The sequence below is a fragment of the Arcticibacter sp. genome, assembly GCF_053551015.1.
Genome location: NZ_JBMQOB010000014.1, coordinates 1 through 22,643, shown reverse-complemented (window position 1 = coordinate 22,643; position 22,643 = coordinate 1). Strand labels below are relative to the sequence as shown.

15 protein-coding genes, 1 pseudogene and 1 riboswitch are annotated in these 22,643 nt (G+C 45.5%); of the genes and pseudogenes, 8 read left to right on the top strand and 8 right to left on the bottom strand.

Annotated features, from left to right (window positions below; genetic code table 11):
• Positions 1 to 86: 86 nt before the first annotated feature.
• Positions 87 to 1,721: an ABC-F family ATP-binding cassette domain-containing protein gene (locus tag ACO1NU_RS08260; RefSeq protein ID WP_448818001.1), complete on the bottom strand. Its 1,635-nt coding sequence runs from the start codon at positions 1,719 to 1,721 to the stop codon at positions 87 to 89.
• Positions 1,722 to 2,030: 309 nt separating this feature from the next.
• A riboswitch (cobalamin riboswitch) is annotated at positions 2,031 to 2,248 on the top strand.
• 162 nt (positions 2,249 to 2,410) lie between these two features.
• Between ACO1NU_RS08260 and metE the strand changes: the two genes are divergently transcribed.
• Together metE and ACO1NU_RS08250 are read left to right on the top strand one after the other, a co-directional pair.
• The gene (gene metE / locus ACO1NU_RS08255) at positions 2,411 to 4,729 is read left to right on the top strand and encodes a 5-methyltetrahydropteroyltriglutamate--homocysteine S-methyltransferase (RefSeq protein WP_448818019.1); all 2,319 of its coding nucleotides are present in this window, start codon (positions 2,411 to 2,413) and stop codon (positions 4,727 to 4,729) included.
• Between the two features lie 114 nt (positions 4,730 to 4,843).
• On the top strand, positions 4,844 to 6,292 hold the full coding sequence (locus ACO1NU_RS08250) for a PepSY-associated TM helix domain-containing protein (protein WP_448818000.1): 1,449 nt from the start codon (positions 4,844 to 4,846) through the stop codon (positions 6,290 to 6,292).
• 11 nt (positions 6,293 to 6,303) lie between these two features.
• On the opposite strand, the gene ACO1NU_RS08245 is transcribed toward ACO1NU_RS08250, so the two are convergent.
• Together ACO1NU_RS08245 and ACO1NU_RS08240 are read right to left on the bottom strand one after the other, a co-directional pair.
• On the bottom strand, positions 6,304 to 6,981 hold the full coding sequence (locus tag ACO1NU_RS08245) for an anaerobic ribonucleoside-triphosphate reductase activating protein (protein WP_448817999.1): 678 nt from the start codon (positions 6,979 to 6,981) through the stop codon (positions 6,304 to 6,306).
• The gene (locus ACO1NU_RS08240; RefSeq protein ID WP_448817998.1) at positions 6,974 to 9,160 is read right to left on the bottom strand and encodes a ribonucleoside triphosphate reductase; all 2,187 of its coding nucleotides are present in this window, start codon (positions 9,158 to 9,160) and stop codon (positions 6,974 to 6,976) included. The genes ACO1NU_RS08245 and ACO1NU_RS08240 overlap by 8 nt, the downstream gene beginning before the upstream one ends.
• 185 nt (positions 9,161 to 9,345) lie before the next feature.
• On the opposite strand from ACO1NU_RS08240, the gene ACO1NU_RS08235 reads away from it, so the two are divergent.
• The 3 genes from ACO1NU_RS08235 to ACO1NU_RS08225 all read left to right on the top strand — a co-directional run bounded on the left by ACO1NU_RS08235 (position 9,346) and on the right by ACO1NU_RS08225 (position 14,723).
• Positions 9,346 to 10,065 (top strand): RluA family pseudouridine synthase, encoded by a 720-nt coding sequence (locus ACO1NU_RS08235; protein WP_448817997.1) that lies wholly within the window; start codon positions 9,346 to 9,348, stop codon positions 10,063 to 10,065.
• Positions 10,066 to 10,574: 509 nt separating this feature from the next.
• Positions 10,575 to 12,356, top strand: coding sequence for a site-specific DNA-methyltransferase (locus ACO1NU_RS08230; protein ID WP_448817996.1), 1,782 nt, complete (start codon positions 10,575 to 10,577; stop codon positions 12,354 to 12,356).
• Positions 12,357 to 12,359: 3 nt separating this feature from the next.
• Positions 12,360 to 14,723: a DEAD/DEAH box helicase gene (locus ACO1NU_RS08225; RefSeq protein WP_448817995.1), complete on the top strand. Its 2,364-nt coding sequence runs from the start codon at positions 12,360 to 12,362 to the stop codon at positions 14,721 to 14,723.
• A 165-nt stretch (positions 14,724 to 14,888) separates the two neighbouring features.
• Here the strand turns inward: ACO1NU_RS08225 and ACO1NU_RS08220 are convergent, their stop codons facing one another.
• Positions 14,889 to 15,098 carry a hypothetical protein gene (locus ACO1NU_RS08220; protein WP_448817994.1) on the bottom strand — a complete coding sequence of 70 codons (210 nt, stop codon included), beginning with the start codon at positions 15,096 to 15,098 and terminating at the stop codon, positions 14,889 to 14,891.
• A 318-nt stretch (positions 15,099 to 15,416) separates the two neighbouring features.
• Between ACO1NU_RS08220 and ACO1NU_RS08215 the strand changes: the two genes are divergently transcribed.
• Positions 15,417 to 16,637: an IS256 family transposase gene (locus ACO1NU_RS08215; protein ID WP_448817993.1), complete on the top strand. Its 1,221-nt coding sequence runs from the start codon at positions 15,417 to 15,419 to the stop codon at positions 16,635 to 16,637.
• Between the two features lie 360 nt (positions 16,638 to 16,997).
• Here the strand turns inward: ACO1NU_RS08215 and ACO1NU_RS08210 are convergent, their stop codons facing one another.
• The 4 genes from ACO1NU_RS08210 to ACO1NU_RS08195 form a co-directional block, all read right to left on the bottom strand.
• On the bottom strand, positions 16,998 to 17,423 hold the full coding sequence (locus tag ACO1NU_RS08210; protein WP_448817992.1) for a DUF6591 domain-containing protein: 426 nt from the start codon (positions 17,421 to 17,423) through the stop codon (positions 16,998 to 17,000).
• A gap of 235 nt (positions 17,424 to 17,658) precedes the next feature.
• Complete coding sequence (locus ACO1NU_RS08205) at positions 17,659 to 18,162, bottom strand: hypothetical protein (RefSeq protein ID WP_448817991.1); 504 nt, start codon at positions 18,160 to 18,162, stop codon at positions 17,659 to 17,661.
• Complete coding sequence (locus ACO1NU_RS08200) at positions 18,162 to 18,830, bottom strand: DUF3800 domain-containing protein (protein WP_448817990.1); 669 nt, start codon at positions 18,828 to 18,830, stop codon at positions 18,162 to 18,164. The genes ACO1NU_RS08205 and ACO1NU_RS08200 overlap by 1 nt, the downstream gene beginning before the upstream one ends.
• A 176-nt stretch (positions 18,831 to 19,006) precedes the next feature.
• The gene (locus ACO1NU_RS08195; protein ID WP_448817989.1) at positions 19,007 to 19,939 is read right to left on the bottom strand and encodes a helix-turn-helix transcriptional regulator; all 933 of its coding nucleotides are present in this window, start codon (positions 19,937 to 19,939) and stop codon (positions 19,007 to 19,009) included.
• A 462-nt stretch (positions 19,940 to 20,401) separates the two neighbouring features.
• On the opposite strand from ACO1NU_RS08195, the gene ACO1NU_RS08190 reads away from it, so the two are divergent.
• Together ACO1NU_RS08190 and ACO1NU_RS08185 are read left to right on the top strand one after the other, a co-directional pair.
• Positions 20,402 to 21,646 carry an ATP-binding protein gene (locus ACO1NU_RS08190; RefSeq protein ID WP_448817988.1) on the top strand — a complete coding sequence of 415 codons (1,245 nt, stop codon included), beginning with the start codon at positions 20,402 to 20,404 and terminating at the stop codon, positions 21,644 to 21,646.
• Positions 21,647 to 22,378: 732 nt separating this feature from the next.
• A pseudogene (locus tag ACO1NU_RS08185) lies at positions 22,379 to 22,643 on the top strand (hypothetical protein); the annotation flags it as partial.

Sequence of the window (22,643 nt, the reverse complement as noted above, 5' to 3'; positions counted from 1 at the left end):
AACGTAATTCTTATGCCGCACATACAGGGGCATCTACAAATAACAGTAGACATTTCCCTGGCAGAATTAAGGAAGGATGATTTTTCCTAGCCCTGTTCAATCTCCTTCAAGCTCGTCATCTTCTTATACTCCAGGAATCCTTTGATATCTTCAAAATGCTCTCGCACGCGCTTATTGCCGAACTCAAACACCTTCTTTACCAATCCGTCTAAGAAGTCGCGGTCGTGAGATACCAGGATCAGTGTACCATCGAAATCCTGCAGGGCCTCTTTGATGATATCCTTGGTTTTCATATCCAGGTGGTTGGTAGGCTCATCGAGGATCAGTACGTTCACCGGCTCCAATAACAGTTTAATCATGGCCAACCGGGTTTTTTCACCGCCCGAAAGGACTTTAACCTTTTTGGTGGTATCATCGCCACTGAACATAAAAGCACCCAGGAGGTCTTTGATCTTGATAGTTCCGTCGCTCAGCGGAATTTGATCGATCGTTTCGAATACCGTCAGGTTTTCATCCAGCAAGGCAGCCTGGTTCTGGGCAAAGTACCCGATCTTGGCATTGTGACCCACTTTCAGGCTTCCCTCAAAGTCAATCTCGCCCATAATGGCTTTGATCATGGTCGATTTACCTTCACCGTTCTTTCCGACAAAAGCCACTTTCTCACCGCGCTCAATCACCATCGAAGCCTTTTCGAATACCACATGATCGCCGTACTTTTTAGTCAGCTCCTCAACCATCACCGGGTACTGACCCGAACGTGGCGAAGGCGGGAACTTCAAGCGCAATGCGGAAGTATCTACTTCATCAATCTGCAGGATCTCCAGTTTCTCGAGCATTTTCACGCGCGACTGTACCTGCAGTGTCTTGGAATACGTACCCCTGAAGCGGTCAATGAATTCCTGGTTGTCGGCAATAAAGCGTTGCTGTTCTTCGTAGGCTTTCAACTGATGCACCCGTCGGTCAGCACGCAGCTGCAGGTAGTGGCTGTATTTGGCTTTATAGTCGTAGATCCGGCCCATGGTGACCTCAATCGTACGGTTGGTAATATTATCAACGAAGGTACGGTCGTGGGAGATGACCATCACCGCTTTTGCAGAGTTGATCAGGAAATCCTCGAGCCACTGGATACTCTCGATATCCATGTGGTTGGTAGGCTCATCCAGCAGGATCAGATCAGGTTTCTTCAACAAGATTTTAGCCAGCTCAATCCGCATGCGCCATCCGCCGGAAAACTCAGAAGTCTGGCGGCCAAAGTCTTCACGACTGAAACCCAGACCTTTTAATACTTTCTCTACCTCAGCGTCGTAATTCGTTTCTTCAACAGAATAAAACTTCTCGCTCAGCTCGGATACACGTTCAATTAACTTCATGTAATCATCGCTCTCATAGTCGGTCCGGATAGTGAGCTGTTCGTTCAGTTCTTCCAGTTCCTTTTGCATGGAATGCACCTCATGAAAGGCTTTTGACGCCTCTTCGAATACGGTAACATTATCCTGAGTAAGCAAATGCTGTGGGAGATAAGCAATGACCGCATCTTTTGGTCCGGTGACACTACCGGTAGTTGGTTTTGCTGCACCGGCAATGATCTTTAAAATCGTCGACTTGCCTGCGCCGTTCTTACCCATCAGGGCTATCTTATCGTTCTCGTTGATTGGGAAAGTGACGTCGCTAAACAGGGTGGTTCCGCCAAAAGAAACAGAGATGTTATTTACATTAATCACGAAGTGAGGGTATTAAAATGAGCGGCAAATATAAAGTAATTTCTGGTACTAAGGGGCAGCTAAAGGTGGTCAAAGCCGTAGATTCAGACGCGAATCAGCTTCGGATCAACTTGACCAACTTCGGACCGACTTCGAGAAAACACGTTAAAAAAGCGTAGTTGATCCGGGGTTGGTTTGCCTTTTCTCTGAATTTATTGTAGACAAATCATAGAGCGTTTGTAGCCCGTTTATGCATCGTTCGCAGACCAATCGGGGGAAGCCATTCGCTATTCTCAAAGCAGTACACTATATTTGGAGCAGTTCTTTACATTCATTCTTATAACAGACAGGTTCTATATCGCAAACGATATGGATTAAAGAGGAACCGTGTGCAATTCACGGGCTGTCGCGCAACTGTAAGTAACAACCTGCTCATAGGCAGGATTTTCGAGCCACAAGACCATGTCCATTGTCCGCCTTCACGCGGATGAGAAGGACGGCGAAGGAAAGTTACAAGCCAGGATACTTGCCATCTGTTCAAGACCAATGCTTTCGCGATTGAAGCAGTAGTCCCGCGCCATGTTCCGCGGCAACGATCCCCATGCTGGTCGCTGCACTGCAAACTACGCCAACTACACCACAATTCTGAAAGCATACCCAAAACGTAAGGAGCATTAATTCACATTAATGTTTAACAAAGTTTTATGCGTATGCTCAAAAACAACCTTGGTTACCCCCGCATCGGAAGTAACCGACAACTGAAAAAAGCCTGTGAAAACTACTGGTCAGGCCAAATCACCCGTGACGAACTCTTTCATGCTGCCAGGCAGCTCCGCGAGGAGAGCCTGAAACTGCAGCAGGAGGCAGGTATCGACCTGATCCCCTGCAACGATTTTAGCTTCTACGATCATGTGCTCGACATGTCGCTCATGCTGGGCGCCATCCCCAAACGCTATTCGCCTGTGCTGACGGAGGTGTCCGGAAATTCCGAAATCGATGTTTATTTCGCTATGGCCAGGGGTTACCAGCGTGACGGACTGGATATTCCTGCAATGGAAATGACCAAGTGGTTTGATACGAACTACCACTACATTGTGCCCGAATTTACCGCCAACCAGCGCTTCAAACTATTTTCTCAAAAGGCATTTGCGGAATACTCCAGTGCGGCCCAGATCCTGGGTACAGCACCGAAGCCGGTGATCACCGGTCCCGTTTCCTACCTGCTGCTCGGAAAGGAAAAAGACAGTGAAGCCGGTCGCGCAGAAGACTTTAAGCGGATCGACCTCATCAAAAAGTTGACTCCCGTTTATATCGAGATCATCAACACCTTCAAAGGCTACGGTGCTAAATGGATCCAGATTGATGAGCCTTGCTTATGCCTGGACCTGAGTGAAGAAGAGCAGAACGCCTTTGAATACGCCTATACCGAGATCAGCAAGAAATGCGGCGGCATCAAGGTGCTGCTGACGACCTATTTCGGGTCTTTAGGTGATAATACCGCTCTGGCGCTTCGGCTGCCAGTAGCAGGGTTACATATCGACCTGGTAAGAGGAGCGGAACAGCTCGAAGGATTGCTGCAGCGCTTTCCGCAGGGAAGATGGCTGTCGCTGGGACTGGTAGACGGACGCAATATCTGGAAGAACGACTACCAGAAATCGCTTGAGCTGATCGAAAAAGCCGAAAAGGTTGTAGGCGAAGACCGCCTGATGATTGCGGCATCCTGTTCGCTGCTGCACAGTCCCTGTGATCTCGATCAGGAGACTAAGATTCCTTCGCAGATCAGGAACTGGATGGCCTTTGCCAAACAGAAGCTGCAGGAGATCGGGGAGCTGGCGGAAATTGTGGCAGGTAATACCGAGCTGCTTTCTTCGAACACCCATGCACTGGAAGACCGGCGCAGCAGTACGCTGACCCAGCGCCAGGAAGTCAGGAAGCGGGTAGAAGCCATCTGCGAGGAAGACTCCCGGAGAAAGAGCCCTTTCGCTGTGAGGCAGAAGCTCCAGCAGGAGCGGCTGAAACTTCCGCTGTTCCCAACGACGACGATCGGCTCCTTCCCGCAGACGGCAGATATCCGTAAGCTGCGCGGACAGCTGAAGAAGGGGGAGATCAGTCAGGAGCAATACGACGAGGCCATTGCCCATGCCACAAGCGAGAGCATCCGCTGGCAGGAAAAGATCGGCTTGGATGTGCTGGTGCATGGAGAGTTCGAGCGTAACGATATGGTGGAGTACTTCGCCGAATTGCTCGAGGGATTTCTCTTTACCAGCAACGGTTGGGTGCAGAGCTACGGAAGCCGCTGCGTGAAACCACCTGTTATCTTCGGCGATGTGAGTCGCGAGAAAGACATGACCGTGCGCTGGAGCAAATTCGCGCAGGAATGCACCAGTTTGCCGATGAAGGGCATGCTCACCGGACCAGTTACCATCCTGCAATGGTCCTTCGTGCGGGACGACCAGCCGAGGTCTGCAACAGCCATGCAGATTGCCTTGGCGATCCGCGACGAGGTGCTGGCACTGGAAGAAGCAGGCATCAATATTATCCAGATTGATGAGCCGGCAGTACGGGAAGGATTGCCCTTAAGGAAGAAGGACTGGGAGGCTTACCTCGACTGGGCCATCCGAGCATTCCGGATCTCGGCATCAGGAGTACGTGACGAAACTCAGATCCATACCCATATGTGTTACAGTGAGTTCAATGACATTATTGAAAGTATTGCTGATATGGATGCCGACGTGATCACGATTGAAACTTCCCGTTCTCAGATGGAGCTGCTTGACGCTTTTGTCGAGTTCAATTACCCCAACGAGATCGGTCCCGGCGTGTATGATATTCATTCGCCAAGAGTGCCTACCACCGAAGAAATGGTGGCGCTAATGGAGAAAGCCGCAGCTTCTATTCCGCTGCGCAATCTGTGGGTGAATCCGGACTGCGGGCTGAAAACGAGGGATTGGCCGGAGACGACGCTTGCCTTAGGTAACATGGTGAAAGCCGCACTAACGCTTCGTAAACACGTAGAAGAACCAGTTTAGGAACAATCCTAATAGTAATATTTAAGGAAGTTGTGTCATGCAACTTCCTTTTTTCGTTTTATTACTTATCTTTAACCAGTCTAAATAACTACGTACTATTAATATAAGAAGCGCATGTCATCCAGGCCAAAAACACTTTGGGAGAAAGTAAGAAAGTTTTTAAACGACGTCCACCTGTGGATCGGTCTATCAAGTGGTATCATTTTACTGCTGGTTTGTCTGAGCGGAACCATCTACGTCTTTAATACTGAGATCCGCGAAAGTACATCTCCGGAGTTGTTTAAGGTCGACTATAAAGAAGGCATGTTTGCTCAGACCTCGACGGAGCTGATCGCGAAAGTGAAGGAGCAAACCAAGGGACAAGTGCTTTCTGTACGGATTCCGGCAGACCCAGCGCGGTCATGGCAGTTCGTAGTGAAGCCGAAGGCTGAGGGCGAAGGAGCCGGAGGCAAAGGTGAGCGTGGCGGAAAGGGCAGACCGGAAGGTGCTACAGGACCTGAAGGCCGTGGGACCGGGCCACGCGAAGGAAAGGCGGATGCTAAAGGCGCTGGTCATGGCGGTGGTGAGAAAGGAAAAGGTGCCGGTCAAGGTGGAGGAGAGAAAGGCAAAGGCGGCGGTCATGGTGGCGGCGGCGGTCGCGGTCCCCGCGGTACCACCTATTACGTGAACCAGTACACCGGAGCTATTCTGGGCGACTCGAAGACAACCAAGACCGCCAGTTCAGAATTTATGCAGCTGATGTTCAGTCTGCACAGATGGCTGCTATTAGATAAGATCGAGAAACCCATCTTCGGGGAGTTAGAGAACCGCACGCTGGGCAGCTATATCGGCGGTACGGCCACCATCCTGTTCACCATAGGGGTGATCACGGGAATGATCATCTGGATCCCGAAAAGGGCAAGGTCATGGAGACAAGGATTAAAGATCAAGACAAAAGGAAGCTGGAAGCGTACCAACCACGACCTTCATAATACACTGGGATTCTATTCCTGCATTTTGCTTTTCATCATGGGTGCAACCGGACCGCAGTGGTCGTTCCCCTGGTACAGGGAAGCCCTTCAAAAGACATTGGGGACCTACAAATCTCCGGATGCAGCACCACAGGCAGCAACCCTTTCTGTGAATCCACTAGGTGGAGCCGGTCGTGCCTTGACTGCCGAAGATTACATCCTTGCCGTTAATCCCGTGCTTGGATACGAAGGAGACTATACGGTCAGCCTGCCGGCTGATTCGGCCGCAACAGTAAATGTTGCCAAGAACAAGCTGGGCTTTTTTGCTCCGGCGGCCAGCGATAAAGTAGTGCTCGACCAATACAGCGCCAAGGTTTTGGAAGTAGACAAGTTTGGCGATAAGCCGTTCAATGAGCGCGTAGCAGGATCGATCAAGGCACTGCACGTGGGAGATGTTTACGGGATGTTCAGCAAGATCCTGTACTTTATCGCCTGCCTGATTGCAACCAGTCTGCCGGTAACCGGAACGCTCATCTGGATCAATAAGATGAAGAAGAAATCCCGTCCAGCAGGCAGCAGGAAGGCTTTGAAAACACAGCCGGATGTGGCATAATCTCCGGTAGATTAGCGGTCTCTGATCACGATCTTCTGGCCCAAGCCCGGGAGGTGTTCAGTCCGCAGAGGGATAGAAGGTCCCAGGTTTTTCAGCGTAGGGGCGTCGGATACGAAGTTCTGAATGAAATAGGTGCCGGGGTATCCTTTGTTGAGGAGCAGGTTCTGAATCTCCTGAAGATCAGCGAGGCTAAGCAGATCCGAGTGATAGGTCGTCCGGGCCTCAAAGGGGATATCCGAATCAAGAAGTACATCTAAACTTTTGATCAATTGTTCGAAGAGCTTACTACTGGTAAGCTCTTCGAACGTTTTAGAAGGAGCTTTGAAGTCGAGCGCCACATAATCGACGAGCTTATTCCTGATCATCGTTTCAAGCTTTTTCGGCGAGCTGCCGTTCGTATCGATCTTGACAAGCATCCCGAGCTCCTTGATCGCCGCAGCAAATTGCGGCAGGTCTTTGTGCAGCATACACTCACCTCCGCTAAGTACCACACCATCCAGCAGTCCCCTGCGCTGCTTCAGGAAATTTAAAGCATCCGCATAATGGAAACGCCCCTTTCCATCGACGATCTGTGGGTTGTAGCAATACCCGCACCGCATATTACAGCCTGCAAACCAGATGATGCAGGCCGTCTTATCAGGAAAGTCGAGCGCAGAAAAGGGCGTTATGTCGTAAATGGGTCTATGCACTTTTGCTCTCCAGGAAGTGCAGGCGCTGCTTATGTTCGCCTTTTTTACCAATGTTGAAGCTTTCGACCGGACGGTGATAACCCATCACACGCGTATAGACCAGGCATTTCGTGTCCTCACAATCCGGGCAATAAGCATGTTCACCATGCAGGTAGCCGTGAACCGGACAAATGCTGAAGACAGGCGTGATGGTGATATACGGCAGGCGGAAGTTGGACACGATCTTCTGCACAAGATTGCGGCAAGCCTCAGCAGAACTCAGCCTTTCGCGCATGTAGACATGCTGCACGGTACCGCCCGTGTATTTGCACTGCAGCTCATCCTGAAGCAGGAGCGCCTCGAAAGGATCATCCGTATGATCCACCGGGATCTGCGAGCTGTTGGTGTAGTAAATATTTTTCTCTTCACCCGCCTGGATGATATCGCTGAAACGTTTCTTATCTTCCTTGGCAAAGCGGTAGGTAGTACCCTCGGCAGGAGTCGCTTCCAGGTTGTAGAGGTTGCCCGTTTCTTCCTGAAATTGAGTCATGCGTTTGCGGATGAAATCAAGCACCTTGAGTGCAAATTCCTTCCCCTTGGCATCGACGATAGTTTCCGTGTCGCGGCTGAAGTTGCGGATCATCTCGTTCATGCCGTTCACGCCAATGGTGGAAAAGTGATTGCGGAAATGTTTGAGGTAGCGTTTGGTGTAGGGGAAAAGACCACGGTCGAACATCTCCTGAATGAAGATCCGTTTCTTCTCCAGGGTAGATTTAGCGATATGCAGGAGTTCGTCCAGACGCTTATATAGCGCCTTTTCGTTGCCCCGGTACAAGTAGCCCAATCGGGCCATGTTGATGGTGACCACACCGATGCTGCCCGTCATCTCCGCACTACCGAAGAGGCCGTTGCCGCGTTTAAGGAGCTCCCGGAGATCCAGTTGAAGGCGGCAGCACATGCTTCTGACCGCATTGGGTTTATAGGCTTCCGGGTTCTCTTGTTTGTTGCCGTTCTCGTCGCGGATATACTGGCTGCCGATGAAGTTCTGGAAGTAAGAAGAACCGATCTTTGCCGTATTCTCGAAGAGGACGTCGGTATTGGGGGAGTTCCAGTCGAAGTCCTCCGTGATGTTCACCGTAGGGATCGGGAAGGTAAAAGGCTGCCCGTTGGAGTCGCCCTCCGTCATGATGGTGTAGTAGGCGCGGTTGATCATGTCCATTTCCTGCTGGAAGTGGCCGTAACAAAGGTCTTCCAATGAGTTGGCGCCGCGGGCTTTTGCCCTTGTCAGAAGCTCATGATTACTGATGCTTCTGAAGAGATGCAGGTCGTTCTTCGTAGGAATCTGCGCTTTCAGGTCTTCAGGAACCGTCCAGTCGATCGTGATATTAGTGAAAGGCGACTGACCCCAGCGGGCAGGAACGTTCAGGTTATAGACGAAACTTCTGATAGCTTTCAGGACATCATCATACTTGAGCTGATCCTTGAAGACGTAGGGAGCGAGGTAGGTGTCGAACGAGCTGAAGGCCTGCGCACCCGCCCATTCACTTTGCAGAATGCCCAGGAAGTTAGCCATTTGTCCCAGTGCCTCCCTGAAATGGGCAGGAGGGCGGCTCTCCACACGACTGCGGACACCGTTAAAACCTTCATTCAGGAGGGCGCGGAGGCTCCAGCCAGCGCAGTAGCCAGTCAGGCAATCCAGGTCGTGAATATGCAGATCGCCATTCCGGTGCGCATATCCCTCTTCTTTAGAGTAGACCTTGTCGAGCCAGTAATTGGCAATCACTTTACCCGCCACGTTGTTGACGAGGCCCGCGTTGGAGTAGGAGGTGTTCGCGTTTGCATTGATCCGCCAGTCCGTTTGATTGATGTATTCAGCAATAGTCTGGGTGCTGTTGACGAAGGTCGTATCATCATCGATGCCGTCGACATGCTCGCGCTGCAGCTTGCGGGTGTGACGGTAGAGCATGAAGGATCGCATGATCTCAAAGTAGCCATTCGCAAACAGTTCCTTTTCGATGATGTCCTGGATCTCCTCTACGGACCAGATTTTCTGATCGTGAATCTGAGAGCAGACATTGCGGAATATGCTCTCATCGAGCGGTGTGTTGGTGCTCTGGAAGCCTTTTTCTATGGCGTCGCTGATCTTATAAGGTCTGAAGCTCTCGTAGTCGCCGTTTCTTTTTATAACGTATCTGGTCATGACAAATTTAGGATGGGCGGCAAGATTAGGTGTTATCGGGCTGTTGACTGAAGTTTTGTTATCAACAAAGGGTGCAGAAATTTTTATGGAGTTTTTTAAACAATCGGGGCCTGTTTTCATTACATGCTTTTCCGGTGTTTACCGGCAGATTGAGAATTCAGGAAACTAATCTGTATTTTTGCCCCGTGAAAATTCCTAAGATACAGGATCTGGTCCTGTTTGAAAATGACGACCTGCTGGTCGTGAATAAACCCCCATATATCAGCTCCCTTGACGAACGCGAAGGAGGGGAGATCAGCATGCTCCCCCTGGCGCGGCAGTATTCTCCCGATGCACAGATCTGCCACCGTCTGGATAAGGAGACTTCAGGCTGTCTGATCATAGCCAAGAACCCGGCGACATACCGCTTAATCTCCATGCAGTTTGAGCACCGGAAGGTGAAGAAGGTGTACCACGCCGTGGTAAATGGGACACATACGTTTGAGGATGTTCATGTGAACCTGCCTATTCTGAACCTGGGGAATAAGAATGTGAGTATCAGCAGGCAGGAGGGAAAGGCCGCGGAAACGATCTTTAATTCGTTGAAGTATTATAAGCATTATACGTTGGTGGAATGTCAACCTATTACCGGAAGGATGCACCAGATCAGGATTCACCTGGCTACGCAGAGGGCGTGTATTGCAGGGGATGATATGTATGGGGGGCAGCCGGTGTTTTTGTCGGAGATCAAGAGAGGGTACAGGTTAGGGAAGGATCAGGAGGAGCTGCCGATCATGAAGAGGTTTGCGTTGCATGCGAAGCAGTTGACGTTTAAGATTAACGAGGAGGAAGAGATTGTGGTGGAGGCTCCGTATCCGAAGGATTTTGCGACGTTGATTAAGTTGTTGGATAGGTTTGATGGGTAGGGGGAGTCAAGAATGATATTTGGCACGACTTGGGAATTGTAAATCGAAGGTTGTGCAACGATGCCGAACGTTTTTTGACATATAGAGATTTTCACTCATCGATGTTCTTTCTTCAGCGAAGTGGGAACGCGTATTCAAGAAAATTAAATATTCTAATACAGAATAGCGAAATTGAGCATCCTCTTACCTACAGTACGGGAGACCTTGTCGCATTTAGTGAGGACTAAGGAGTATTTTCAGCCTTGAACGAATCCGATTAGGTAGCCTGCTTTCACTTAAAGGTGGTTCAACCGATCGGAGTTCCGCATCATGAGGATTAATCATGAATCTAACTCCAAAGCCTAAATTGGAATGTAACTTGTTGAACCCGAATGCTTGCCAATCAATCTTGATCTTATGTTCATGATGAAATGCCAGTCGTTAGTTATTCGTGTTATTGATAATTTTGGCTCAAAGGCGTTTGATGAAAGAAATAGACATTTTGGCAACAAAACAAATTTAGAGTTAACATGAACAAACAGGAACTAATACAGAAACTAAAGAAGTTAGAAGGATTAACAGCAGAAGAAAAAGCTGACTTGATAAATTTAGTGAATAAAAACAAAAAATACGGTCTTGTTTGGGAAGACAAACCTGAAGCAGTAGAGGAAGAGCTTTGTCAGTCCCTACCCGTGCTCAAAGAAGTAAAAGACAAAGCTATCATATCGGATGTAAATGTGCCTAACCACATCCTCATCGAAGGTGATAATCTACACGCTTTAACCGCCCTCACCTTTACTCATGAGAGCAAAATAGATGTCATTTATATAGATCCACCTTACAATACCGGAAACAAAGATTTTAGATATAATGACAGTTTTGTAGATAGAGAAGATAGTTACCGTCATAGCAAGTGGCTGAGCTTTATGAGCAAAAGGCTTGAGATAGCAAAGCAACTGCTTAGTGAGCGAGGCGTGATTTTTATTTCCATTGATGACTATGAACAAGCAACATTGAAATTGTTGTGTGATCAAATTTTTACCGAGATGAATTTTGTAGGTAATGTTATTTGGCAAAGAGCCTATGCTCCTATCAATCTAAAGAAAACTATATCACAAAATCATGATTTCATTTTAGTTTACTGTAAACAGAATATCTCATCGCTTGTCTTCAATAAGCTACCTCGCAAAGAAAAGCAGGTGGCTATGTATAAAAACTACGACAACGATCCTAGAGGTGATTGGAAATCGGATAATTTATCTGTTGGTCCGGCAGTAGAAAAGAATATATATCCTATTACGACTCCAAGTGGAAGGGTTGTTTATCCGCCGAAAGGGTATTCGTGGAGATTATCTAAAGAAAGATTGCAGGAGTTTATCAGCGACAATAGAATTTGGTTTGGAAAAGATGGGAGTAATGTTCCTTCTATGAAACGGTTTATATCGGAAGTCAAGGAAGGCGTTGTCGCAATGTCTTTATGGACTTACGAAGAAGTGGGGCATACCCAAGAAGCAAAAAAGGAGCTGAAGGAAATTTTACATGAAGAAGATGCTCCATTTGAAACTGTAAAACCAATTAAGCTAATTGATAGAATACTTAGACTTTCGACCGATAGCAAAAAACCTTACGTAATCCTTGATTTTTTCGCTGGTTCCGGCACAACCCTTCATGCGACCATGCAGCTCAACGCTCAGGATGAGGGAACTCGGCAGTGTATTTTAATAACCAACAACGAAAGCAACATTTGCGAAGAAGTAACTTATGAACGAAATCGCCGGGTAATTCAAGGTTATACTAATGCAAAAGGGATAGACGTCGAGGGTTTACGCAAGAACAACCTCCGCTACTACAAAACTGACTTTGTCCCCAGCCCCAAATTCGAGGTCAACAAGCGCATGCTCACCCAAGTCAGCGCAGAATTACTACAAATTAAGGAGAACTGTTATCATGATGTTACACGGGCTAACGGGTTCAATCCACAGCAGTGTGGCATCTTCACTGATAATGGATGTAGGGTCATGATCGTTGTCTATCATAGTCGTAATCAACTCGAAGTCTGCGAGCAGCTAGTGGCCTATATTAAACAGTTAGAACCAACAGATTCTGTAAAACTCTACGGATTCAGTCCGGAGAAAGAAACCCTCATGGAGGATTTTGCTGAAGTAGCGGATAGGATAGATCCTGTGCCGTTACCTGAACCCATTTACAACGCATTTAAAAATGCTTTTCGGACACTAAAGCTTGACAGAAAATCGATTAACCACTCAGACAAAATCGAAATTGAACCCGAATTACTTACCCCAGAGGACTAACAAATGTACATACTTAAACAATTTCAGATAAAGGCAGTAAACGCCCTGCTTGGCCACATATTCGAAGTGTTGCGTTTACCAGCTTTGCAAACGCCAATTTTGTTGGAAGCGCCTACTGGATCTGGCAAAACGGTTATGATGGCGTCTTTTTTAGAGAGATTAACAGATGAACTTTCGCTGCAACCCGGTCTCCATGATAATGTAGCCTTTATCTGGTTTGCACCAAACACCTTGCATATCCAGAGCTTTCATTCAATACAAAAGCTATATACCGACACAAACAAGCTCCGTTGTACTGAATTGGACAACTTGAGCACTTATCCTGTACTCAACCCAAAAGATCTGTTGTTTGTAAATTGGAGCAGTGTAGATAGTTTGAAGAAGATTTGGCGCCGCGATAATGAAACCGGAAACAACCTCGAATCTCTCATTGAAAACACCAAAGGAAACGGTACTGAAATCATCCTGATAATTGATGAAGCGCACTTAGGAGCTTTCACCGGAAAGCAGGCAATCGCGGTTAGGAACCTGATAAAAGCCAAATGCGAAATAATGATTACGGCTACCCCTAATTACCGTCCACAACGCGCCGTTTTTATCAGCCGTCACGAAGTGACAACAGAGCAGATGATCAAAAAAGGTGTGCGGCTTAATATAGGCTTAGACCCTGAGCAACAAAATGGAGAGAATTTGCACATTCATTTACTGAGAACTGCCTTTTCAAAGAAAAAGGAACTGCAGGAAAAGTATAACAAAGAGTTGGGTGAAGATAAAGTAAATCCGTTGTTGCTTATTCAGCTACCGAGCGACAATAATGTTCTAAGTGAAGAGGATAAAAGCATAAGAGATACCTTGGTTGGCCTTTTGAACGCCGAATATGGAATTTCCACAAGTAATGGACGCCTAGCGGTGTGGTTAAGCGGCGAAAGGGATACAGATGGACTGGAAGATATTAATGGATTACAGGATGTGTTGGTATTTAAACAAGCTATCGCGCAAGGATGGGATTGTCCGCGAGCAGCGGTATTGGTAAGTTACAGAAATGTTCAAAGCCCTGATTTTGGTGTTCAAACTGTTGGTCGCATTTTAAGGATGCCACATCAGCGTCATTACGACAACGACGATTTAAACTACGGCTACGTGTACACGAACATAGAAAGCAGCCGAATCAATTTCGTGCCTTCAGACGCTGATTATTTCCATCAGCAATATGCCATAAGGAAGGAAAATCCCGAGTGGACGTTTGACAAGCTTACAACAGCTCGTATTATAAATGACAGACCAAGCCTTGGGGTGTTGAATGGGGTTTTTGAGCAGACGTTTTTTCAAATAATGGAGAATCGCTATGGAATTATTCAGGTGCCGGAGATAGATCTATTTACAGGTAAGGAACAAGAAGGGGCTAAGACGCAAGCTATAGTCAACCGCCAGGCAATGATTGCAAATGGATGGGGGTTCGAAATTGACGAACGTCAGATTCATATCCCCGCGGATATTGAGGTGGATACATATGAGGTGAACTCAATGGTGCTGAATAACCATCAGATAAAGCATTTTGCCATTACTACGGCTCAGTTCAGTAGCTATTTCGAACGTTTCTGCTATGACAATATCACCCGGCTTAACCGATCTAAAAGCTGGAGAAAACTACGGGAGACGCTCATTCACTTCGCTGAGTATTATCTTAACATGTTTGAAACTGACGCTCACAAACTTTTCCTCTACCCCCAAAACAAGGCTTTACTAATCCCTCATATTACCCAGGCATTAGAAAAGTTTGAAGCGTGGCAAGCCGCAAAAGGAAATGCGAACAGGAGGTTACTAAACAGCGACTGGGAAGTTCCCGAACTAAGATATTACAGTGATCTTTATAATCGCGAGGAGATCGATAGTCATGCCTTAGAGCCTTTCTGGCAGTATCACAAGGTATCTTCGGTAGAAGAGACATTTAAAGTATTCCTAATACAGCACGAAAGTGAACTGGAATGGTGGTATAAGAATGGAGATAATGGTAAGGAACATTTTGCTGTTCCTTACGAAAATCTTCAGAACGAATTAAGGTTATTTCACGTCGATTTCATCATTAAGTTTAAATCGGGAACGATTGGTTTATTTGACACCAAGACGAGACGATCTGATGCAGATGCGCCATTGAAACATAATGCATTGATCGAATATATACAAGCAGAAAATAGCAATAGAAGCGATCGGCAGTTGATTGGAGGGGTTTTGATAAGTACGGAAACCAACGATACCATTTCCTTCCGTTTTTCTAGAAATAAAATTACCGATACGGACGATTTAGCCGGCTGGGATTTTCTTAATCCGGCAGAGGTAGATAGAAATTCTAATGACCTCAAAAGTTAGATTACGTCCCTCCTTAAGTACTCGGAGAAGATGTAGTATGCTCGTGAGAAGGGTATTAGTTGGAGGCTACTGGTTAGTTGATAATTCTTACAGAGGGTATTTCATGAATTGTGTGGATAGTTTAAAGTTATACTATTGAGACAGTTGGTGAAACACCCTCTATTGCTAACTAAATTCTTCATTAGCGGTGTTGACGATATCTACTTCCAAGCCGCCAATGGATATCGTTTGGTCTAATGCCTTCAGCCTGTTTTTATCAGTCCTGGGAAGCACAATAAAAGAGCCTCTGAGGTTTAATATTGACGTTAATTGATTCTTGAGCTGTCTTAAAATTACTTTTTTCTGCTTCATCAGGATAACTGCTTCTACTGCCATCAACGTCATCCGTTTTGGTAATTGCCATCATCATTCTAGCAAAGTGCTTGATCTGCTTAGGATTGTTAAGGAGGCTGCTATGTTCTGCCCGCAAAGCATTAAAGCAATAAGGTGCCGTAGTTTCCCGTAGTCTCCTGTACACACTGGTGATCCGCATTGGAAAAAGAGCGAATGAACTTCTTTGTCCCCTTTAAGTCATTCGTGTACGTTTGTGTTTGGTAGCATTTTGACTGGGGGTTAAGCTGCTAAAAACGCGCTTTTCGAAGAGTATGCTCATTTAAGTGTGTCAAGTTAAAAAAATCGTAACTTGATACAGCCATGAAAGAAGATAAATTTGACTTTGAAGCCTTTACACGTCAGGCGGGAGAGCAACTACGGAAAGGCAAGCCGTTTACCGGCAAAGACGGGGTTTCCACGCCATTAATCAAACGGATTCTAGAAGCAACGCTTGAGGGCGAATTGGATGATCATTTGGAGGAAACCCGTTCCGAAAAGAAGAACAGGCGCAACGGCCACAGCACAAAAAACCTTAAAAGCTCTGTGGGGAGCTTTGAGATTTTTTCTCCCCGGGACCGCAATTCGACTTTTGAACCTCAAACTATTCCCAAACGGCAGCGTACGATTAGCGAGGATATTGATAAACAGATCCTGGCTCTATACAGTCGGGGAATGAGCTACTCAGATATCCAGTCCCATATTGGCGAAATGTACGGGGTTGAACTGTCGGACGGAACGCTTACAGCCATTACCGACCGGATCATTCCTCAGATTAAAGAGTGGCAAAACCGCCCTTTAGAAAGCATTTATCCGGTGATCTGGCTAGATGCCATGCATTTTAAAGTACGGCATGAGGGGGTGGTAAAAAGTCGGGCCATCTATTCAGTACTAGGTGTAAGCATGGAGGGCCAGAAAGAAGTGATCGGTATCTACTTCGGGGATAACGAGAGCAGCACTTACTGGAGGCAAGTCCTAAATGATCTGAAGATGCGTGGTGTAGAAGACATTTGCATAGCCTGTATCGATAATTTGAAAGGTTTTGCTGAAGCGATCGAAGACGTTTATCCCAGGACAGAAGTACAACTGTGCCTGGTTCATCAGATGCGTAACAGTATGAAATATCTGAACTGGAAAGACTTAAAGCCCTGTGTGGCAGATTTCAAAAAGATCTACAAAGCTAATAATGAGGAAATGGCCGTGACTTATCTGAAGCAAGCAGAAGAAAAATGGGGAGCCAAGTACGGAATCATCTTTAAAAGCTGGCATCACAACTGGGATCGTATCGCAACCTTCTTCCAGTATCCTCCCACTATTAGAAAGATCATCTATACCACTAATCCGATTGAAAGCTATCACCGAATGGTACGCAAAGTCACCAAAACCAAAGGCGCCTACTGCTCGGAAGACGCCATCGTCAAACAGATCTATCTGGCCACCATTAACTGTACTACCAAATGGCGTGGTACATCATATAACTGGACAGCCGTAAGAATTGAGTTAAATAACTATTTTGGTAATAGATTGAATGACACAGTTAATTGAGCACTACCTTTTCGAAACATCAATTCCAATAAATTTCCTGACCTTAGGATTGATTAACATTATACATCCCACAAACTATCGTCGCTTACACAGGCTTTTAAGCTAGCGAACTATTCAGTTTTAGAATGTAAAAACGCATGGGAGCAGAACGTGTTAGACGGTATTCACCAACAGTTCATCGGCTTTATTCCATGCGTTTTCTTACTTACTCAAATCTACGACAGTTCGTTTGCGGTCTTGGCGTGGATATAGCACTCTATAATCAAACAACATTAAGAATGTTTTCTCAACAATTCACCGAAGTACCAGTAGGCCGATCCGTTTAAGCTTTGTTAAGCTACTACAACAAGACGTTTATCTCTATTGAATTCCTTTCAGCATCTTAGTTTGTATTTCGCTCATTCTCGTGATTTGCCTGATACTCAACTGATCACTGCTGTGAGCATTCCCAATGCTTTTCTGTAGGCTTTCTGCTTTTTCGAGCATTTCTGGATAGCTTGCTAAGGCACTCATGTCTCCTTTCATAGCTTTTTTATAGAAGCTTATGTAGGAATCTACATACTCCTCGTATTCATCTAACATCTGATCCCATTCTTCACTATCTGGTGCCGACAAAAGAGATGACTGATCATCCGGTGCAAGATCTTCATCGACGGAGTCTTCCATCTGGTTATCTGTCGTCGTTAGTTCGACTGATTCGGTTTTTTCTTGCTCAGAGCTGTTTCCGCAGCTGGCAAAAGACAAAGCAACAAGGATTAGTGCACTTAAAGTAGTTCTTCTTTTCATATCGTGATTATTAATATGATGCAAAGAAAGTCCGGTCGTACGCAAGCCTGCTTCGTAGGTACAATATTATATTCAAATTTAATCGCGCGCTCCTCTAAGCGGGATACATGTCTAAATTAGATAGCGCAATAGTTGGAATTCTAAAAAATATTACTACATTTGCATCAGAGTTCATTTCTCAGTTGAGAAAAGGAAATCAGGAAGCGCAGGCCTAGATGTCGTGCGCTTTCTGCTTTTATAAGATTTCCGGAAGCTTTCTTTTATACTTTTTTTCTATCTTATCTCGCTTTCCGTCTCGGCCCTCGATGGGATAGGCAGTTAAAAGGAAGTAATATCTGTCCTTTTTAGGTTCTAAAACAATAACATACTTCTCTTGCTTGTCGTAGATATAAGTGCGATTACCATCTGGCTCTTTTACAGAAAATACCAGTAAGTCGTCGGTATTTGCTTTTTCTATATGGGCTTTTACCCAATGTAGACGGGAGGAGCGCTGTATATCAAATTCGCGTTTCCGTTCTTTTGGGTTGTTTAATTTACATGTCAGATGTGTAAAGAGGGTGTCCATAGTGATGTGACCGTCTTCTTTAGTGGGTACGATGTCCTTTCCCCTGAAGTTGAACTTAGGGTTATTGCTTATGTCTCTGTCGAATACTCGTCTGAGGGAGAATTTTCTCTCCTGATCATTCAGGGTAGACAGTTCCAGCAGTTGGTTGTAGCATTTAAGCAGGTTGAAGGGCATTACTGTAATTCAATAAAAAATAAGTTTACTTTATCTTCGCGGTTAGTAACTTCGAGGCTGTGCCGGCAGTACTCTTCAATCTTTTGAATAACCTTCACTTTCGCTTCGTTTGTCTTTTCCTTATTGTTCTTAATGTAGGAAATTGCTCCCATCAAAAAATCCGATAGTTGCATAAGAAGGCTTTCATGGGATCTAATGTTCTGGAGATTCCTGAACACGCCATGACGGGAATTCAGGATGTCTTTCAGCGTAGTCACTTTGTGAGCACTCAGCGTGTCTTTAATATCCAGGTATACGTTGTATTCACAGGTGCTGTCAATATTGTGGTTGATCAGATGGAAATACATTTTATAGTATAGGTCATCATAGGTTTGGCCAAAAGCTTCATTATTGATCTGAGCCTTCCGCACTCCCACAACACGGAATCGAAGATCAGTATCGAAAAAATAATCAACGAGCTCCAGGTAAAACGGCAACTTGGAGTTGGATACTTTTGTCCACTTGATTTCTGCACCGAACTTGTGTCGGTCTTTGATATCGTTGATCGCTGCTGTATGTCTCTTTACCTGATTGTAGGGAGAGCTTATCCTGCCCAGGAACATATAGGGTTTGCCGTCGTTTTCAAGATGACAGCTTTCGTCACAATAGAAATTATATACCTTATTCATGAAGTCACTAAAATAGCTAAGATTCTTCAATCAGCCAGTGAGAATTATTTGTCTTTGACGGAGAACGCGCTTAACGTTGATACTCAATGGTCACTTAGGTAGTGAATGCGGTAAATTAATGACCTTTCGCAAAACCCAGATTTTTCACGTTATATGCGTGTGTGGATGGGGCGTACTTAGTAATTCTGCTCGGTATATTCTGAATTCCTTGCCATTGCACCATCATACACGTCAACCATTTTCTGCTTTAACCAAGCTGGTTTTACGACAGCGAGCGATGAGCTCAGGGAAAGCAGCTCCATGATAAAGTCATCGGTAATTTTCAGTTTCAGCGCGATTCTAAGACCACTCTCATCGTCTTTTAGTATCCGCTGCGAATGGTGAAGAGGGGATGACTTAATGTAGTTTCCATCAAATTCACTAAAGCTGAGTTCAACATCATCAATCTGCCCCTCATCGGATGCGTAAATGCCGAAGCTGTTCTTAAACTTCATATCGTAGCTGAAATGCGGATCTTTGAAGAAGTGCTCCTTGCCAATCTCCAGATCGAGAATTCTATCCAGACCAAACGTCTTAAACTCGCTGGTCGATTCTAATCTGCCTACAACATACCAACGGCGTCGGAATTGCCGGATTAAATAGGGATGAAGTGTTCTGACGGTCGGTTCTTGAGTGCCAAACTTCATGTATGTAATATTAATCCGGAGTGTATTCTTTATTGCATAGATGAGCTTACTGAGATAATGCGTTCCGGCAGGTTGATAGGGCTCGGTTTTTACATATTCAGATAGTTCTGTGTGACCGTGAAGGGCATTGAAGATTTCAAATGGCTCGAGGATCTGTTCGATGTTCAGGAGTGCCTCATAGTTTTGTTCTATGCGGTACCCTTGATTCTGTTGGCAATATACAATGTCGATCCCGAACTGCGTTCTGATGTTCTCTATGTCTTTCTGAAAGCTTCGATCAGAAAGTCCGCTTTGAATTCCACGAATTTCGAAGTCCTCCTTTACGTATTGTATTATCTGTTTAAGTGTCGGATAGGCGGGACGCTGGGATTTGATTTTACGAATGATCAGTAATAATCTGATGATTTGGTTAACGGTTGCCATTGAATAAGGTTATGGGGCAAAGCTAAAAAAATAAACAATTTAAAGGCTACGAAGTCGCTTGGCGTAGGAAGGGATGTTCCTTTGTTGATATCAGACTTGAGGAATGAAATTAGCTTTAATTATACTGACTGCTCTTATCTATAGCGGTCTAATAGCGAGAAGGAAAGACAGAGAACGGCTGCACCTTTCCTTAGGATACAATCCGATTTATTGGGTTATCTGGCAGGTAATAAGTACTGCTCTTTTGATTCATCTGTTATCCAAACTCTGGAGTTGATGTTTTTGGGCTTGTCAGATCAACTTAAATTCTATGTGATCGTAATCATAGGAGCTTAAACGTGTAACTAAAGTCTTTGGGAAGCATTCCTTGTCTCACTAACGCTGCCTTGAATTGCCTCCAGTTATTTTTGTTGAGTGCGCTGCCTTGTTTCTTTACTTATATTAGTACACACTTACAAAAGAATGAATAAGCATACGTCAAAAATTACGACTAAGAGCATTGAACAGAGTGGCTTACCGAGCAATTATAAAAAGGCTCTCTCCGAGTATATCTGGAACGGCTTTGATGCCGGTGCGACAAGAATTCATATAGATTTTGAGGCGAATGAACTTGGTCACCTGGGGTCATTCTCCATCAGCGATAATGGGGCAGGCATTGATATTGAGACTATCGATGATACGTTTGGCAACTTTCTTGATTCTCACAAACGAGATTCCGCTAATAGAGATTTTTATCAAAGGGGTAGGAAGGGAAAAGGGAGGTACGCTTTCAGCACTTTTGCGAATAGTTGCACTTGGGTTACGACCTTCTCGGGGCCTGATGGGACCTTATTGCGATATACGATCGTGATAAACAAAGGTGATTTGCAGGATTTCATTATTGCAGACAGATCGATAGTGAAAAAGAGTTCCACCGGTACGGTTGTTAGCTTTCAGAACATCTTTGATCTGTCTGCAAATCTGCTATCCGGCAAAGAGTTTGAAGATTACCTTTCAAGTGAGTTCGGTTGGTTTTTATTTCTTAATAGAGAGCGTGAAAGTAAGATCTTTATCAATGGAGTAGAGCTGTTGTATGAGAATATCATCGACGATACAGAAGAGGTGAGATATCAAATTGGCGACTATCATTTCAAGGCTATTTTCATACGCTGGAGCGAAAAAATCGGAGATCGGTACTACTTTTATTTTCTGGGAAAGAATCAGAAGGAAGCGGCCAGGAAGCACACCTCTTTTAACAACAAAGCTATCGACTTTCATCATTCGGTTTATGTTGAATCTCCGTTCTTCGACAATTTTCACGAAACAATTGACGAGCATCCTGTACTGGAGTTTTCTGGTAAGAATCAGACGCATCCTTCTTACAAATCTTTGTTAAGAGCTCTGAATGCGCTGGTGTCGAGTAAAGAGAAGCAGTTTATTCGTGGTATCCAGGCAGATAAGTTGATTGAAGAATATCAAGGACGTGGAATCTTTCCAGGCTCCCAACAAAAGGCCGATGGTTTGGAGAACGTGGTAAAGGAAATTTACTGTGCAGAACCTCGAATCCTACAAAGTTCCAATACACAGCAGATTAAAACGCTTGTAGGCCTGTTAAATGTTTTGCTCGTTACCGACAATGGCCGGCATATTGTTGAGGTTATCGAAAGCGTTTCGGTCTTGCAGGATGATGAGCGGGAGAGACTCAGGGAGGTTTTCAATAAGAGCTGATTTTTTTTAGCTACGCAGCAGTTTGGCGTAGTCAAGTCATTTCTTTGTAGTATCAAACCTATGATAACGCTCTCATAACTTTTATGTTTTTTGATGACGCAGCCTCTTTCGGGAGGCTGCGTTGTTTTTTGCGAACTGTTTTCAGCAGTTGATGCAGAGCTTCTTCGTTACTTCATTAGCTCCCGGCTTCTTTGTATTGCTTTATCGTAAATGTCAACTAACTTTTTGCTAAAGCCAGCCTGGCTTTAGCACGGATAGTAGGGAACTGAGTGAAAGGAGTTCCATGATGAAGTCATCGGTGATTTTGATTTTAAACGGATGGTAAGACCGTTCTTATCATCAGCCTTGATGATTTTTGACACATCTAAAGGTGCTTTGAAAAGAGATAAAGTCCCGGCTGGACACTATGCTATCCCTTTTTGTTTTAAAACACCGGGGAAAAGGTTAAGGCCCAATATAAAAGTGGCTGATTAGTTTGGAACCCCGAATCAACGCTGCCCATATCTGGCCGGATTACTTCCGGGATAAGTCCGACTGTGGCAGCAAAAAGTGGGACTTTACACTGCCTGTTGTCTCAAGGTACGGGTGCTGATGGAGAGGATATCCATGCTCATATACGGGCCCAACTTTGAGAAAAACACGCTCTATTCGGGAAGATTCGGTTTTAAACCGCTAGAAAATCGACACCTGCCATTGTCTGCCCTATCTTGTTCCCAACAAAAAAGCAAAGCAATGGCAAAAGTAGACAACAAAGGCATGGTGCATGGCACTGCCGGATCTGTAGTATATCGCAGATACCGTAATATGAACATTATTCAGGGAAAGCCCCGCAAGTTTAAGCAGACCACGGAAAGCATTCGTGCCGCCACGGAGTTCGGCCTTTCCAGTACAACCGCTGCGGTTATCCGTCAAGCCTTCCAGCCAGCGTATGTCCACCGGGATGGCCAGGCAGCGAGTAGGAGCACACAACTGGTGTATTGGGGCATCCGGGGGAGCG